The 15,170-nt window shown below is 75.2% G+C and carries 14 protein-coding genes; 3 read left to right on the plus strand and 11 right to left on the minus strand.

Annotation, left to right across the window (positions count from 1 at the left end; all coding sequences use genetic code 11):
• Positions 1-6: 6 nt before the first annotated feature.
• The 7 genes from WCD41_RS26365 to smc form a co-directional block, all read right to left on the minus strand.
• Positions 7-2,505 (minus strand): [protein-PII] uridylyltransferase, encoded by a 2,499-nt coding sequence (locus WCD41_RS26365; protein WP_337718132.1) that lies wholly within the window; start codon positions 2,503-2,505, stop codon positions 7-9.
• Positions 2,506-2,622: 117 nt separating this feature from the next.
• Positions 2,623-2,961 carry a P-II family nitrogen regulator gene (locus WCD41_RS26370; protein WP_133824904.1) on the minus strand — a complete coding sequence of 113 codons (339 nt, stop codon included), beginning with the start codon at positions 2,959-2,961 and terminating at the stop codon, positions 2,623-2,625.
• Between the two features lie 5 nt (positions 2,962-2,966).
• Entirely contained in the window at positions 2,967-4,262 is a 1,296-nt protein-coding gene (locus WCD41_RS26375; protein ID WP_337718135.1) for an ammonium transporter, read from the minus strand.
• A 240-nt stretch (positions 4,263-4,502) separates the two neighbouring features.
• Positions 4,503-4,874: a VOC family protein gene (locus tag WCD41_RS26380; RefSeq protein WP_337718137.1), complete on the minus strand. Its 372-nt coding sequence runs from the start codon at positions 4,872-4,874 to the stop codon at positions 4,503-4,505.
• 36 nt (positions 4,875-4,910) lie between these two features.
• Complete coding sequence (gene ftsY, locus WCD41_RS26385; RefSeq protein ID WP_373695204.1) at positions 4,911-6,461, minus strand: signal recognition particle-docking protein FtsY; 1,551 nt, start codon at positions 6,459-6,461, stop codon at positions 4,911-4,913.
• 265 nt (positions 6,462-6,726) lie between these two features.
• The gene (locus tag WCD41_RS26390) at positions 6,727-7,329 is read right to left on the minus strand and encodes a hypothetical protein (protein ID WP_337718139.1); all 603 of its coding nucleotides are present in this window, start codon (positions 7,327-7,329) and stop codon (positions 6,727-6,729) included.
• Positions 7,330-7,470: 141 nt separating this feature from the next.
• On the minus strand, positions 7,471-11,190 hold the full coding sequence (gene smc, locus WCD41_RS26395; RefSeq protein WP_337718141.1) for a chromosome segregation protein SMC: 3,720 nt from the start codon (positions 11,188-11,190) through the stop codon (positions 7,471-7,473).
• A gap of 140 nt (positions 11,191-11,330) precedes the next feature.
• On the opposite strand from smc, the gene WCD41_RS26400 reads away from it, so the two are divergent.
• Both WCD41_RS26400 and WCD41_RS26405 read left to right on the plus strand, forming a co-directional pair.
• The gene (locus tag WCD41_RS26400) at positions 11,331-11,780 is read left to right on the plus strand and encodes an SRPBCC family protein (RefSeq protein WP_337718143.1); all 450 of its coding nucleotides are present in this window, start codon (positions 11,331-11,333) and stop codon (positions 11,778-11,780) included.
• 81 nt (positions 11,781-11,861) lie between these two features.
• Positions 11,862-12,074 (plus strand): hypothetical protein, encoded by a 213-nt coding sequence (locus WCD41_RS26405; RefSeq protein ID WP_337718144.1) that lies wholly within the window; start codon positions 11,862-11,864, stop codon positions 12,072-12,074.
• Between the two features lie 13 nt (positions 12,075-12,087).
• Here the strand turns inward: WCD41_RS26405 and WCD41_RS26410 are convergent, their stop codons facing one another.
• Entirely contained in the window at positions 12,088-12,627 is a 540-nt protein-coding gene (locus WCD41_RS26410; protein WP_337718146.1) for a LuxR C-terminal-related transcriptional regulator, read from the minus strand.
• A gap of 364 nt (positions 12,628-12,991) precedes the next feature.
• Between WCD41_RS26410 and WCD41_RS26415 the strand changes: the two genes are divergently transcribed.
• Positions 12,992-13,279, plus strand: a complete 288-nt coding sequence (locus WCD41_RS26415; RefSeq protein ID WP_337718148.1) for a hypothetical protein — start codon at positions 12,992-12,994, stop codon at positions 13,277-13,279.
• Between the two features lie 53 nt (positions 13,280-13,332).
• On the opposite strand, the gene mutM is transcribed toward WCD41_RS26415, so the two are convergent.
• The 3 genes from mutM to rpmF are packed head-to-tail and all read right to left on the minus strand — an operon-like array spanning position 13,333 to position 15,158.
• Positions 13,333-14,217, minus strand: a complete 885-nt coding sequence (mutM, locus tag WCD41_RS26420) for a bifunctional DNA-formamidopyrimidine glycosylase/DNA-(apurinic or apyrimidinic site) lyase (protein WP_337718150.1) — start codon at positions 14,215-14,217, stop codon at positions 13,333-13,335.
• Positions 14,210-14,956, minus strand: coding sequence for a ribonuclease III (gene rnc, locus WCD41_RS26425; RefSeq protein WP_337718152.1), 747 nt, complete (start codon positions 14,954-14,956; stop codon positions 14,210-14,212). Before rnc ends, mutM begins: the two co-directional genes overlap by 8 nt.
• Positions 14,957-14,975: 19 nt before the next feature.
• Complete coding sequence (gene rpmF / locus WCD41_RS26430) at positions 14,976-15,158, minus strand: 50S ribosomal protein L32 (protein ID WP_133824893.1); 183 nt, start codon at positions 15,156-15,158, stop codon at positions 14,976-14,978.
• Between the last annotated feature and the right edge of the window lie 12 nt (positions 15,159-15,170).

A 15,170-nucleotide genomic window follows, 5' to 3' on the forward strand; every position in this document is an offset into this window, starting at 1 on the left:
CCCGGCTCAGGCCGTCGGCGAGCGTTCCGGGGTCGTCAGCCCGCTCGCCGCCGCGGCGAGCACGACCTCCTCCACCTTCTCCCGGCGCTCGGGGTCGAGTCCCTCGTGCTCGGCGGTCTCGAGGCAGAAGGCGTCGAGCACCGAGCTGCCCAGGGTCGACACGCGCGCCCACCGCACGTCGAGCCCCTCGGACTCGAGCGCGGCGGCGACGCGGTACAGCAGCCCGATCCGGTCGTTGGTGCGCAGCTCGAGCACCACCGCGCCGGTGGCCTCGTCGTCGAACCACACGACGCGGCTCGGCGCCGGCGCGGGACCCGGCCGGTCGTAGTCGCGCTCCTTGGCCTCGAGGCGGGCCGGCAGGTCGATCGACCCGCGCAGCACGCGCACGAGGTCCTCGCGCAGCAGCGACGCCTCGGGCAGGCGCCCGAAGCGCGGCGAGACGGTGAACGCGTCGACCGCGACGCCGTCGTGCTCCCCGAGATCGGCGGTGTGGACCTGCAGCGAGTGCAGCGCGAGCACCCCGGCGGCGCGGGAGAGCAGGCCGGGGCGGTCCGGGGCGGCGACGGTCATCGTGATCGTGGTCAGCGCGCCCTCGCCGCTGATCGCCACCTCGGGGCGGCCGCTCTCGGCCACGGTGCGGGCGAGGGCGAGCGCCTCGTCCGACAGCGGCGACGGCCCGGGGGTCGGCTCGCCCGCCATGACGACGCGGCAGCGCTTCACGAGGTCGCCCATGAGGGTCGCGCGCCACGGCGTCCACACCCCCGGCCCGGTGCCCAGCGAGTCGGCCTCGGCGAGCGCGTGCAGCAGCTCGAGCAGCACCGGGTCGGCGCCGAGGGTCTCGACGACGCGCTCGACCGTCGCCGGGTCCTCCGGGTCGCGACGCGACGCCGTGTGCGGCAGCAGGAGGTGGTGGCGCACCATCGCGGCGAGGACGTCGACGTCGGCGGGCCACAGGCCCAGGCGCCGGCCCAGCGCCGCGGCGAGGCGCTCGCCGACCACGGAGTGGTCCTCGTCGCGGCCCTTGCCGATGTCGTGGACGAGCGCGCCGAGCAGCAGCAGGTCCGGCCGCGAGACGCGCGTGGTCAGCTCCGCCGCGCGGCGGGTGACCTCGACGAGGTGGCGGTCGACGGTCCACACGTGCTGGCGGTCGCGCGGGGGCAGGTCGCGCACCGCGCCCCACTCGGGGAAGAGCCGCCCCCAGAGCCCGGTGCGGTCGAGCGCCTCGATCACGTCGACCATGCCCTCGCCCGCCCCGAGCAGGGCGAGCAGCTCGGAGAGGGCCGCCCGCGGCCACGGCTCGCGCAGCTCCGGGGCCGCCTCGGCGAGGCGGTGCAGGGTGCTCGCCGAGATCGGCAGGCGGGTGCGCGCCGCCGTCGCCGCGAGCCGCAGCACCAGGGAGGGATCCCGGGAGACCTGGGCGTCGCGGGCCAGGACGACCTCGCCGGCGTGCTCGACGACGCCGTCGTCGAGCGGGCGCCGGGCCGGCGCCCGCCGCAGCGCGGCGAGGCCCCGCCGGGGCAACGCGGCGCGGGCGGAGCGCAGCGCGGTGTCGGTGGCGAACACGACCGTGCGCGCGGCACCCGAGAGGGCCCGCGCGAGGTCGAAGCGGTCGGTGACACCGAGATCGCCCGCGGCCGCGGCGACCACCTCGTGGGCGTCCTCGGCCTGCATGACGTCGCGCGCCCGCCCCGCCCGCCGGTGCAGCTCCACCCGCAGGTCGAGCATGAGGCGCCGCGCGTCCTGCACGTCGACGGTCGGGCGGTCGACGAGCTGCGCCGCGGCCAGCGCGTCGAGCAGCTGCACGTCGCGCAGCCCGCCGCGCCCGTTCTTCAGGTCGGGCTCGATGCGATGGGCGACCTCGCCGGAGCGCTGCCAGCGGGCCTCGGTGGCGGCGACGAGGTCGTCGAAGCGGCCGCGGATGCCGGCGCGCCACGCCTGGCGCGCGGTGGCGGCGAGGCGTTCGGCGAGCTCGGGGTCGCCCGCGAGGTGGCGGACCTCGAGCAGGCCCAGGGCGACGCGCAGGTCGGTGGTGGCCACCTCGATCGCCTCGCCGACGGTGCGCACCGAGTGGTCGAGCCCGATGCCGGCGTCCCACAGCGGGTACCACAGCGCGTCCGCGACCCGCGAGATCTCCTCCCGGCCGCTCTTCCGCCCCCGACCGTCGTGGATCAGCACGAGGTCGAGGTCCGAGTACGGCGCGAGCTCCTTGCGTCCGAGCGCCCCGACGGCCACCAGGGCCGAGCCCTCCCCCACCCCCACCGCGGCGGCGCGGGACGAGAGCCAGAAGTCGTGCAGCTCGACGAGCGCCTCGCGCAGTGCGGCCGGCCCGAGGCGACGGGCCCCGGGAGGCGGGTCGAGCAGGGCGGCGCGGGCCCGCACGAGGTCCACGGCGTCGCCGTTCGTCGTCCCGCGCTCGTCGTCGAGGCTCGACGGTCCCCCGTCATTGCGCTCCGCGTCCGCATCTCCGGGTCCGGCTCCGCTGCGCTCCGCGTCCGCTACGGCCATCCGCCGCGTCCCCTCTCCGGTCGTGGTGCTCGGGTCTCGTCGTGGACCTCGTGCCGGGACGGACGACGCCGGGCCCCCGTGACTGCGGGGACCCGGCGCCGTCGTGATGCCGAGCTCCTACAGGGCGTCCGCCCCGCGCTCGCCGGTGCGCACGCGCACCACGGTCTCGACCGGGGTCACCCAGACCTTGCCGTCACCGATCTTGCCGGTGCGGGCGGTCTCGGCGATCGCGTCGACGACCTTCTCCGCGGCGGTGTCGTCGGTGACGACCTCGATGCGGACCTTCGGCACGAAGTCCACGGAGTACTCCGCACCCCGGTAGACCTCGGTGTGCCCCTTCTGGCGGCCGTAGCCCTGGACCTCGCTGACGGTCATGCCCAGGACCCCGAGCTGCTCGAGGGCGCCCTTGACGTCCTCCAGCACGAACGGCTTGATGATCGCGGTCACCATCTTCATCTCGTTCAGCCCTCCTTGCCTGCGGTCGCCGTGACCTGCGTCGGAGCAGACAGCGTCGACTTCGAGGACCCGAGACCGCTACCCCCGGTCCGCAGGCTCGAGAAGTCGTAGCCCGACTCCGCGTGCTCGCCCTCGTCGATCCCCACGGCCTCGCTCTCGTCGTCGACCCGCAGGCCCATGATCGCCTTGACGATGAAGGCGATGATCGCGGTGACGATGCCGGAGTAGGCGATCACGGCGACGGCGGCGAGCGCCTGGATGCCGAGCTGGCCGAAGCCGCCGCCGTAGAAGACACCGGACACCTCGGACGGGGAGCCGTCCCAGGCGAAGAAGCCGATGAGCAGGGTGCCGAGGAGACCACCGACGAGGTGGACGCCCACGACGTCGAACGAGTCGTCGAAGCCCAGCTTGTACTTCAGGCCGACGGCGTAGGCGCAGCCGATGCCGGCGATGAAGCCGATGGCCATGGCGCCGAGCGGGGTGACGGCGGCACAGGCCGGGGTGATGGCGACGAGGCCGGCGACGATGCCCGAGGCGGCACCGAGCGAGGTGGCCTTGCCGTCACGGATCTGCTCGATGATCAGCCAGCCGCAGATCGCGGTGCAGGTGGCGACGACCGTGTTGAGGAACGCGTAGGTGGCCGAGTAGTTCGCCACCGCGGCCGAGCCGGCGTTGAAGCCGAACCAGCCGAACCACAGCAGACCGGCACCGAGCATGACCATCGTCAGGTTGTGCGGACGCATGGGCTCACGGGGCCACCCGCGGCGCTTGCCCAGCACGATGCAGAGCACGAGCGCGGCCGTACCGGCGTTGATGTGCACCGCCGTACCACCGGCGAAGTCGATCGCACCGATGCCGTTGGCGATCCAGCCGGCGTCGAGGTCGAACACCCAGTGGGCGATCGGGAAGTAGACCAGCGTCGCCCACAGCAGGGAGAACACCATCCACGAGTTGAACTTCATGCGGTCCGCGGCGGCACCGGCGACGAGGCCCACCGTGAGGATCGCGAACATGGCCTGGAAGGCCACGAAGGCGATGTCCGGCAGCCCGTCGGTCTGCACCGTCTCGGAGAGCAGGCTCGAGAGCATGAAGTACTGGCCCGGGTTGCCGAGCAGGCCACCGCCGACGTCGTCACCGAACGACAGCGAGTAGCCGAAGATGACCCACAGCACGCCCACCGTGGCGCACGTGCTGAAGACCATCATCATCATGTTGAGGACGCTCTTCGAGCGCGCCTGGCCGCCGTAGAACAGCGCCAGGCCCGGCGTCATGAGCAGGACCAGCGCGGTGCTGGTCAACATCCAGGCGATCGTTCCGCTGTCGAGTTCCACGGCCAGCAGCTTCCCTTCTCGCGAGCAGCGATTTCGAAGAGCGAGAATGCGCAGGCCGTGTTTCCGGCGGGGTCGCCGTTCGTTTCGTGGCAGTTAACAGCCCGCCGCCGGGTGTCACCATCATGTTTCGCGCCCGGCGTTACCGGACAGCGGGAGACGTGCGTCATGACGGAGCGCGATGATCGCCCGCCCGATCGGAGCACACCCGTCTCACCCCTCCCCGGCGAGCACGAGGCAGAAGGGGTTGCCGTCGGGGTCGAGGTAGACGCGGAACGTCTCCCCCGGCTGTGTCTCCGCCTTCGTGGCCCCGGCCTCGAGCACGGCCGCCTCGCCGACGTCGAGGTCGCCGACCTCGAGGTCGAGGTGGAACTGCAGCGCGCCCTCCTGCGGCCACGCCGGGGCACGCCGGGCCGGCGCGAGCTGGAACGCCAGGGTGGGAGCGCCACCCGCGTCGAGCTCGACCCAGTCGTCCTCGGGGTCCTCGGCGATCGGGAGCCCGACGAGCGCGGAGTAGAAGCGGGCGAGCGCGTACGGGTCGGGGGTGTCGATGGCGGTGAGCTGCAGGCGTGCGATGCCGGACATGACCCGCAGGCTAGGGCCGCACCCCGACAGCCGCGGCTACTTGAGCAGCGCGTCCACGAACGCCCCGGGCTCGAACGGCGCGAGGTCGTCGGGCCCCTCACCGAGGCCGACGAGCTTCACCGGCACCCCGAGCTCGCGCTGCACCTGGAACACGATGCCACCCTTGGCGGTGCCGTCGAGCTTCGTCAGCACGACGCCGGTGACGTCGACGACCTCGCTGAACACCCGCGCCTGGGTCAGCCCGTTCTGGCCGGTGGTGGCGTCGAGGACGAGCAGCACCTCGTCGACCTCGGCCTGGCGCTCGACGACCCGCTTCACCTTGCCGAGCTCGTCCATGAGGCCGGTCTTCGTGTGCAGGCGGCCCGCCGTGTCGAGCAGCACGGCGTCGACCCCGGACTCGGTGCCGCGCCGGACGGCGTCGAACGCGACGCTCGCCGGGTCGGCACCCTCCTTGCCACGCACCGTCTCGGCGCCGGCGCGCTCGCCCCACGTCGCGAGCTGCTCGGCAGCCGCGGCACGGAACGTGTCGGCGGCACCGAGGAGCACGACGAAGCCGTCGGCGACCAGCACGCGCGCCAGCTTCCCGGTGGTCGTGGTCTTGCCGGTGCCGTTCACGCCGGCGACGAGCACCACGGCCGGACGGTCGTCGTGGGCGAGGGCGCGCACCGAGCGCTCCATGTCCGGTCCCAGCGCCTCGACGAGCACCTCGCGCAGCAGCTCGCGGGCCTGGTCGGCGGTCCGGACGCCGCGGACGGCGATGCGCTCGCGCAGCTTGCCGACGATCTCCTGGGTGGTCGCCGAACCGAGGTCGGCCAGGAGCAGCGTGTCCTCGACCTCCTCCCAGGAGTCCTCGTCGAGGTCCCCGGCGCCGAGCAGGCCGAGCAGGCCCTGGCCCAGGGTCGACCGCGACCGGCCCAGCCGCCCCCGCAGGCGCTCGAGGCGCCCCTCGGCCGAGGGGATCTCCTCCGGCGGCGCGGCCGGGGCGACCGTGGTCCCCGTCGACGGGGGGACGGTCTCGGTGGCGTCGGTGGTGGTGGGCGCCTCGGGTGCGGCCGGCTCCGTGGTGACGCGCTCCGCGGTCTCCGGTTCGGCGGCCTCCGGGGGCGCCGTGGCCTGGGGGCCGGCGGCGACGTCGGGCTCGTCGAGCGTGCCCGGGCCGGTGGTCGCCGGGGGCTCGGTGGTCTCCGGCTCGGTGGTCTCCGGCTCGGTGACCTCGGGCTCGGTGACCTCGGGCTCGGTGGTCTCCGGCTCGGTGACCTCGGGTGTGGCGGGCCGCGTGGCCGGGGGCGCCTCGGCCGCGCCCGGCGAGGCCGTGCCCTGGGGACCGGCGGTCTCGGGGCGCGCGGCGGGCTCGCTCGGCTCGGGTTCCGGCTGGGGTTCCGGCTGGGCCTCCGGCTGGGCTCCCGGCCCGCGTGGCGGGGTCAGGGTGGAGCCACCGGTGCCGGCGCTGAAGCTGAAGCCACCGCCCGCCTGGTAGGAGCCCTTGGTCGGCTTGGCCTCCTCCGCCTGCTCCTCGGCGAGCGAGACCTGGCGCCGCCGGCGCAGGTAGAGCCCGACACCGAGCACGATGAGCAGGATCACGACCACCGCGACGACGACGATGGTGGCGATGAGCCCCGTCGACAGCGTGCTGGCCCCGGCGGGGGCGGCGGTCTGGTCGAGCGGGGAGGTCAGCGACGAGCTCAGCGACACGCGGGCCAGTCTCCCAGCCGCGCGTCACCGCGGCGCGCGGCCGGGTGGACCCGCGGGCGCCGCACGCATGATCGGCGATCCCAGGACGTGCGCCGCGCCTGACGCCGCGCACGTCCTGCGAACGGCGATCACCGCAGCGGTCGGACCCCGGGGGAAGCGATCAGGCCACGAGCAGCGCGACCGCGAGGACCAGCAGCCCGACCCCGGTGAGGGCGGCGACGCCGGCGAGCACGATCAGCGCCGCGCACAGCGCGAACCCCGCCGTGCGCTGGCGCGATGGGCCCAGCGAGCCGGCCAGGCGCGGCAGGGCGGGGGCCCGGTAGAAGACCTCGACGGTGTTGCCCGCCGCCACGGGCACCGCGTCGGCGACGTGCCCCCAGGCGCGCCGACCGGCCCGTCCGTGCTCCACCTCGATCTCGACGAGGTGTCGCCCCGCCGGGAGCTCGATGGGCGTGCGGCCCCAGGCGAAGCGCCACGGGAGCCCGTCGACGCTCACCGCGACCCGGCGGTGGCCGAGGTGGGGACTCAGGCGGGAGTACGAGGTGTCGATCAGCAGCCGCCCCGGCGCGAGCTCGAGGACACCCTCGGCGGCGGGCGTCGGGACGGGCGTGCGCGCCACCGTGCGCAGCGGCACCAGCGGACCCGAGGGCGTGCCCGGGCCGGGACGGGCGTGGCGGCCGGGGCGCACGGGTCCGGTCGGGGGCGCCGGGGACAGCAGCACGTCCGGGGCGGCGTGGGCCGGACCGGATCGCACCGCCGTCATGTCCGCCCCCGTCCCCCGCAGCGCCCTCACCAGCACGGTAGAGGCGTCGCGGGCCGGTCGGGAGGCCCCGTCGGCGTCGTCCTCGACCCCGATCCGGGCCAGCGACCACTACTCAACGCGACGCAGGAGTACTCTGAGTGGTCACGTCGGGGTGGTCCCGGCGAACGGTCCGGGCGCATCCGCGCCCCGCAGGCGCTGCGAGATGACGGCGGTGATCCCGTCGCCGCGCATGCTCACGCCGTAGAGCGCGTCCGCGATCTCCATCGTGGGCTTCTGGTGCGTGATGATCACGAGCTGGGAGTTGCGCCGCAGCTCGGCGAGCAGGCCGATGAGGCGCCGGAGGTTGGCGTCGTCGAGGGCCGCCTCGACCTCGTCCATGACGTAGAACGGCGACGGGCGGGCGCGGAAGATCGCCACGAGCATCGCCACCGCCGTCAGCGACTTCTCGCCGCCGGAGAGCAGCGAGAGCCGCTTGACCTTCTTGCCCGGCGGGCGGGCCTCGACCTCGACGCCGGTGGCGAGCAGGTCGTCGGGGTCGGTGAGCACCAGCCGTCCCTCGCCCCCCGGGAACAGCACCGGGAACACGGCCTCGAACTCCCGGGCGACGTCGGTGAACGCCGTCGCGAAGACCTCGAGGATCGTGGCGTCGACCTGCGAGACGACCTCGAGGAGGTCCTTGCGGCTGTTCTTGACGTCCTCGAGCTGGGTGGACAGGAAGCGGTAGCGCTCCTCGAGCGCCGCGTACTCCTCGAGGGCGAGGGGGTTGACCTTGCCGAGCTGGCCGAGCTCCTTCTCGGCACGGGCGGCGCGGCGCTGCTGGGTGGCACGGTCGTAGGGCTCGGCCGGGGGCATGACGACCTGCTCGCCGCGCTCGCGGGCCGCCTCGACCTCGGCGACCTCGCCCGCAGGCGGCGGGATCGGGACGTCGGGGCCGTACTCGGCGACGAGATCGGAGAGCGCGATCCCGAAGCGCTCGCCGATGCCCGCCTCCATCTGCTGCAGCCGGGTGCGCTGCTCGGCGCGGACGACCTCGTCGCGGTGCACCGTGTCGGTGAGTCGTTCGAGGCCCGCCTGCAGCTCACGCTGGCGCTCGCGTGCCGTCTCCAGCTCGCCGGCCCGCGCCGTGCGCACCGCCGCGGCGGCGTCGCGGGCCTCGGCGGCGCGGGCAAGGGAGGACTCCAGGCGCGCCAGCGCGTCCCGACCGTGGCGCACGGCCTCCTCGGTGAGCGTGGCCACGCGCGCCCGCTCGCGGGCGCGCTCCTCCGCCCGGGCCCGTGCCTCGCGCTCGCCCTCGGCGCGGCGGCGCAGGCCCTCGGCGCGCCCGGCGACGGCGCGCAGGCGCTCCTCGGCGGTGCGCAGCGCGAGGCGGGCGTCGACCTCGGCGGCCCGGACCGCGGTGAGCGCCGCGGACGCCCGGTCGCGCTCCGCGGCGTGGTCCTCGGCGTCGGCGGCCCCGTCGGCCATCTCGGCGGCCTCGTCCTGGGCCATCGCGAGCCGCTCGGTGAGCTCGTCGAGCTCGTCACGGCGCTCGTCGCGCGTGCGCTCCACGGCCGCGCGCCGCTCGGTGAGCCGCTGGGCCTCGGCCTCCGCGGCGCGCACGGTCTCGCTGAGCCGACCGTGGCGCCGCGCCGCGTCGGCGCGCGCGGCGTCGTCGGCGGCGCGGCGGGCGTCCGCCGCCCGGCGCGCCTCCGCGTCGGCGCGGCGCCGGTCGTCGCGGACCTGGCGGGCGACGCCGACCTCCGCCCGCGCCGCCGACTCGGCCTCGCGGGCGGACTCGAGCGCCGCGTCGGCCTCGCGCACGTGGCGCTCGGCGGCGGCCAGCCGGTCGCCCGCCTCGTCCGCGGCCGCCTGCATCTCGAGCAGGCTCTGGTTGCCCGACGGGCCGCCGGCCGCCCAGTCGGCGCCGAGCAGGTCGCCGCCGCGGGTGACCGCCCGCAGGTGGGGGTGGTCGCGGACGACGGCGCGGGCGGCCGCGCGGTCGTCGACGACGACGGTGCCCGCGAGCACCCGGGCCACGGCACCGGCGAGGTCGTCCGGGGCACGCACGAGGTCGGCGGCCCAGCGCGTGCCCGACGGCGCCGGTCCCGGGTGCGCGGGCGCCGCGCCACCCCCGCCGACGAGCAGCCCGGCCCGTCCGCCCTCGGTGTCGTGGAGCCGGTCGAGCGCGTCGGCGGCCGCGTCGGGGCCGCGCACGGCCACCGCGTCCGCCGCGGGGCCCAGCGCCGCGGTGACGGCGTCCTCGTCGCCCGCGTCGACCCGCAGCAGGGCGGCCACCGACCCGAGCACGCCGGGCACGGGGTCGGCGGCGGCGAGCAGCGAGCCCGCACCGTCGCGCCGGGTGAGGCCGAGGGCGAGCGCGTCGGTGCGCGCCTGCCAGTGGGCCCGGTCGCGCTCGGCGTCGCGGTGGGCCGCGCCGGCGGCGTCGACCGCCGCCCGGGCCACCTCGTGCCGCTCGACCGCGGCGTCGAGGGCCGCCTCGGGGTCGGGCGCGTCGTCGGGGACGTCGGACGCCGCGACGGGCTCGGCCTCGGCGGCGGGCTCCGGACCGGCCTCGTCCTCCAGCGCGGCCAGCTCCTCGCGCGCCGTGGTCGCGCGCCCGTGGGCCTCGTCCAGGGAGCCCGCGATCTGCTCGAGCTCCTCGGTGGACGACGCGAGGCGCCCGCGCAGCGTCTCGACCTGGCCGGCGAGCCGGGCCACCCCCTCCCGGCGGTCGGCGGCGGCGCGCGTGGCGGCCGCGAGGCGGCGTTCGGCGGTGGTCAGCGCGTCCTCGGCCTGCTCACGCTCCTCCGCGTGCCCCTCGAGCGTGGCGCGGGCCTCGGCGACCTCGGCCTCGAGGGCGGCCTCGTGCTCGGCGGCCTCGCCGGCGCGGCGCTCGAGCTCGTCGGGGTCCGGCCCGCTGGGGGCGTCCTCGGCGCCGGCGACGTGCCGGTGCCGCTCGGCGGCGAGCGCGACCGTGCCGCGCAGGCGCTCCTGCAGCGCGGAGAGGCGGTACCAGCCCTCCTGGGCGCGGGTGTGCGCCGGCGTCGCGGCCTCGACCGCCGCCTCGAGCGTCGTCACCTGCTCGCCGACCTCGGCCAGCGCGCGCTCGGTCTCGTCACGGCGCCGGCGGGCGGCGTCCTCGTCGGCCTGCTCGCGGGAGATCGTGGTGCGCAGCGTGACCAGGTCGTCCGCGGCGAGGCGCAGCCGCGCGTCACGCAGGTCGGCCTGGATGGTCTGGGCCCGGCGGGCGATCTCGGCCTGGCGCCCGAGCGGCTTGAGCTGGCGGCGCAGCTCGGTGGTGAGGTCCGACAGGCGCGTGAGGTTGGCCTGCATCGCCTCGAGCTTGCGGAGCGCCTTCTCCTTGCGCTTGCGGTGCTTGAGGACGCCCGCCGCCTCCTCGATGAACGCCCGCCGCTCCTCGGGCCGCGACTGCAGGATGGCGTCGAGCTGGCCCTGGCCGACGAGGACGTGCAGCTCGCGGCCGATGCCGGAGTCCGAGAGCAGCTCCTGGACGTCGAGCAGGCGGCAGCTGCTGCCGTTGATCTCGTACTCGCCCGCGCCCGACCGGAACACCCGCCGGGTGATCGAGACCTCGGCGTAGTCGATGGGCAGCGCGCCGTCGGCGTTGTCGATGGTGAGCGTGACCTCGGCACGGCCCAGCGGGGCACGCCCCGAGGTGCCGGCGAAGATGACGTCCTCCATCTTGCCGCCGCGCAGGGCCTTGGCCCCCTGCTCGCCGAGCACCCAGCTGATGGCGTCGACGACGTTCGACTTGCCCGAGCCGTTGGGCCCGACCACGCACGTGATGCCGGGCTCGAAGCGCAGCGTCGTCGACGAGGCGAAGGACTTGAAGCCCTTCAGCGTGAGGCTCTTCAGGTGCACGCCCGGTCCTCCTCCCCCGCCCCGGGTCCCGGATGACGCTACGCGAAGCCCGAAACGTCCACGGGATCGGTCGAGGACGTGGGTCGTGTCGCACCGATGGCGTCGTTTCGGGGCCGTCGCCCGCTGTCAACCCGTGACACATGGCAACCGCAACGCACTACCTCGAGGTCAACGCCCCGGCCGCGCAGTGCTACCAGTGGTGGCGGCCGCTGACCCACCTGCCGCAGATCATGGACGACGTGAAGTCGGTGGAGCCGAAGAACGGCCAGGCCGACGTCACGCACTGGGTGGTCGAGGGCCCGCTGGGCAAGGACATCGAGTGGGACGCCAAGATCATCGACGAGGAGCGCGACCGCAAGATCGCGTGGAAGTCGCTCGAGCAGAGCAACAACCACGTCGAGACCGGCGGCGCGGTGCGCTTCGACCCGCACGGTGACACCACCGGCGTCGAGGTCAGCCTCCACGTGCAGACGCCGGGCGGCGCCGCGGGCGACGCCGTCGCCAAGCTCTTCGCGGACCCGCAGAAGAAGATCGAGAAGGCGCTCGAGGAGTTCAAGCAGCTCATGGAGCACTCCTCGCAGAACGTCTGAGCAGTCCCGCTGCTCGTCCGGGCCCCGCGTCGCCTCGCGATGCGGGGCCCGACGTGTGTCCGCGGCGCTACGCTCGCCGGTGTGACGGAACCGGGATACACCGAGGACGGCGTGCCCACGTTCGAGCACGTCCGCGAGACGATCGAGCGCCGCTCCACGACGGCCGCGGGCTACGAGGAGCTCGTCGCCGACAGCCCCGCGGGGCGCGAGCGGGCCGAGCGCGAGGCCGACCACGACAGCGCGGCGCGCGACAAGCTCGAGGAGATCCGCCGGTCGCTGCGCGGCGACGACTGACCGGACCACCTGGTCAGGCCGGCGGCACCGCCAGCCGCAGCGCCGCCGACGTGCGGTCGTGCACGCCGAGGGCGGCGTAGGCGTTCTCGAGGTGCTTGCCGACGGTCCGGCGGCTGATCCCGAGCTCGTGGGCGATCGCCGCGTCGGTCGCGCCGCGGGCCACCCGCGCGACCACCGCCTGCTCGCGGGCCGTCAGGGCCCGGGCCGGCGGGCCGTGCGCGGCGCGCCACAGCGCGTCGGCCAGGTGGGGCCGCACGAGGTGCAGCAGGGCGACGTCGCGGTCGGAGAAGTCACGGACGGCGCGGTGGAGCACGACGCGGGCCTCGGCACCGCGGCGCCGCAGGACGAGCAGGGCCCGATGCCGCGTGCCGGACGGGGTCCCGCACGGCCAGGTCAGCGCGTGCCCGTCGAACCCCGTGACCGCGACGCTGCCCGCGCCCGCGAGCGCGGCGAGCGCCGGCCAGACTCGGCTGTCGAGATCGGCGGGCGTGCGCACGGTGGCGGTCGCCGCGGCCAGGTCGAGGGCGGCGGTCAGGGTGCGCTCGGCGCTCATGGGCACCCCTGGAGGTGAGCGGGTCACCGAGTGTCGACCACTTCCCCGCGGCCCGGCACCGTCGTCACCCGTTCGGTCTACGGAGGCCTCCGTATCGAGCGGCCGTGTCACCCGGGACTTCACTGGTCCTCCGCCGTCCGTGCGATGCCCCAGGGAGGTCCGCCATGCGCAGGATGCTCGACTGTCGTGAGGTCCCCAGCGAGAACGACTGCACGCTGACCCTCACCGGCGAGGAGGACGAGGTCCTCGCGGCCGGGGCCGCCCACGCGGTCGCCGCGCACGCCACACCGACGGCGAGGAGCTGCGGGACGGGCTCCGGGCGCACCTGCGCGACGCGCCGCAGGCCACCGGCGCCGGGGCGTTCGTGCAGCTCATCGAGTTCTCCACCCGCCAGTACGACCAGATGGACATGCTCATCGACGGCTGGATCTCGGAGATCGGTGCCGAGCGCACCGCGCGGTGGATGGTCATGGGCCGCGACCTCGACCGCCCCGACACCTACGTCGAGGTCGTCGAGTTCCCCAGCCCCGAGGCGGCCCAGAGGAACTCCGACAGCCCCGTGACCTCGGCGTTCGCCAGCAAGATGGTGGGCGTCTGCGACGGCCCGCCGACCTTCCGCAACCTCGAGGTCACCCGCGCCGAGACGCCCTGACCATGTGAGCGAACTTCGGTGCAGTAGCACCGAAGTTCGCTCACATGGGCCGATCAGACGTGCCGGCGCCGCGGGCGGGGCTGGCACGTCGGGCACCAGAACGACGAGCGGTTCATGAACGGCGCGCGCCGCACGGGCGTGCCGCACCGCGGGCAGGGACGGTCCTCCTGCCCGTACACCGCGAGCGCCCGGTCGAAGTAGCCCGAGTCGCCGTTCACGTCCACGTAGAGCGCGTCGAAGGACGTGCCGCCGGCGGCCAGGGCCTCACCCATCACCTCGCCCGCCGCCACCAGGAGGCGCCGCCCCTCGGGCCGGGTCAGCGTGGCCGTCGGCCGCTCGTAGTGCAGCTTCGCCCGCCACAGCGACTCGTCGGCGTAGATGTTGCCGATGCCGGACACCAGGGTCTGGTCGAGCAGCGCGCGCTTGAGCCCGGTGCGCCGCCGGCGCAGGCCGCCCACCGCACCCTCGGCGTCGAACGCCGGGTCGAGCGGGTCACGCCCGATGTGGGCGACGGGGACGGGGAGCGCCTCGGGACCCGTGACGTCGGTGACCGTGAGCCCACCGAACGTGCGCTGGTCGACGAACCGCAGCTCCGGGCCGTCGTCGTCGAACCGGATCCGGATCCGCAGGTGCTTCTCGTCGAGCCGCTCGGCGGGTTGGACGAGCAGCTGTCCGCTCATGCCGAGGTGGGCGAGCAGGGCGGCCTCGACCTCACCGCCGGAGTCCTCGGGTTCGCCGAGCTCCACCCACAGGTATTTGCCACGGCGGCGGACCGCGCGCAGCACCCGCCCGGAGAGGCGCTCCCCCAGCTCCACGGCGCCGCCGGCCTGGCGGCGCACGGAGCGGGGGTGGGTGACCTCGACGGACTTCACCCGGCGACCGAGCACGTGCTCGGCGAGCCCGCGCCGGACGACCTCGACCTCGGGGAGCTCAGGCACCGGACGTGGAGGTGCCGTCCCCGCCGTCGAGGTACTGGTAGGCCGCGCGGGCGGCCTTCTGCTCGGCTTCCTTCTTGGTGCGCCCGACGCCCGTGCCGCGTTCCTCGCCGGCAACGACCACCGTGGCCGTGAAGACCTTGAGGTGGTCCGGGCCCTCGTCGACCATCCGGTACTCGGGCACGCCGAGGTCGGACGCCGCGGTGAGCTCCTGCAGGCTGGTCTTCCAGTCGAGCCCGGCGCCGAGCAGCGGCGCGGTGCGCAGCAGGTCGTCGAAGAGGCGCTCGACGAGCGAGCGCGAGGTCTCGATGCCGTGCTGGAGGTGCACCGCGCCGAGCACGGCCTCGACGGCGTCGCCGAGGATGCTGGGCTTGTCGCGACCGCCGGTGAGCTCCTCGCCGCGGCCGAGATGCAGGCGGTCGCCGAGGCCGAGCTCGCGGGCGACGCCGGCCAGCGCGTGCATGTTGACCACGCTGGCCCGCAGCTTCGCGAGCTGGCCCTCGGGCAGGTCGGGGTGCTCGCGGTAGAGACGTTCGGTGACGACGACGCCGAGCACGGCGTCGCCGAGGAACTCGAGGCGCTCGTTGGTGGGGAGCCCCCCATGCTCGTACGCGTACGAGCGGTGCGTGAGGGCGAGCTCGACCAGCTCGGGGTCGAGGTCGACCTGCAGCACCTCGCCGAGCGTCGGCTCGCGGGGAGGCTCGTCGGGAGTGCCGGACGCCTCGATGCTGGTCGCCGTCATGGCGCCGTCAGGTCCGGCCTCAGGCCGGGGTGACGGCCCGGCGACCGGCGTACTGGCCGCAGTGCGGGCACGCCACGTGGGGCGGCTTCGGCTGCGCGCACGCCTTGTTCTGGCACGCCACCAGCTGCGGCACCGACGCCTTCCACTGCGAGCGGCGGGCATGGGTGTTCGCGCGGGACATCCGGCGCTTCGGGACGGCCACGGTGGTTCAGTC

It is taken from the genome of Actinomycetospora aeridis, assembly GCF_037400275.1.
GTDB lineage: Bacteria > Actinomycetota > Actinomycetes > Mycobacteriales > Pseudonocardiaceae > Actinomycetospora > Actinomycetospora aeridis.

Excerpts from the sequence above, each read along its gene's own strand:
- WCD41_RS26375 (WP_337718135.1), bottom strand. The coding sequence starts at position 4,262 with ATGTTGACCAGCACCGCGCTGGTCCTGCTCATGACGCCGGGCCTGGCG.
- WCD41_RS26370 (WP_133824904.1), bottom strand. The coding sequence starts at position 2,961 with ATGAAGATGGTGACCGCGATCATCAAGCCGTTCGTGCTGGAGGACGTC.
- WCD41_RS26400 (WP_337718143.1), top strand. The coding sequence starts at position 11,331 with ATGGCAACCGCAACGCACTACCTCGAGGTCAACGCCCCGGCCGCGCAG.
- WCD41_RS26365 (WP_337718132.1), bottom strand. The coding sequence starts at position 2,505 with ATGGCCGTAGCGGACGCGGAGCGCAGCGGAGCCGGACCCGGAGATGCG.
- WCD41_RS26410 (WP_337718146.1), bottom strand. The coding sequence starts at position 12,627 with ATGAGCGCCGAGCGCACCCTGACCGCCGCCCTCGACCTGGCCGCGGCG.
- rnc (WP_337718152.1), bottom strand. The coding sequence starts at position 14,956 with ATGACGGCGACCAGCATCGAGGCGTCCGGCACTCCCGACGAGCCTCCC.
- WCD41_RS26390 (WP_337718139.1), bottom strand. The coding sequence starts at position 7,329 with ATGACGGCGGTGCGATCCGGTCCGGCCCACGCCGCCCCGGACGTGCTG.
- WCD41_RS26380 (WP_337718137.1), bottom strand. The coding sequence starts at position 4,874 with ATGTCCGGCATCGCACGCCTGCAGCTCACCGCCATCGACACCCCCGAC.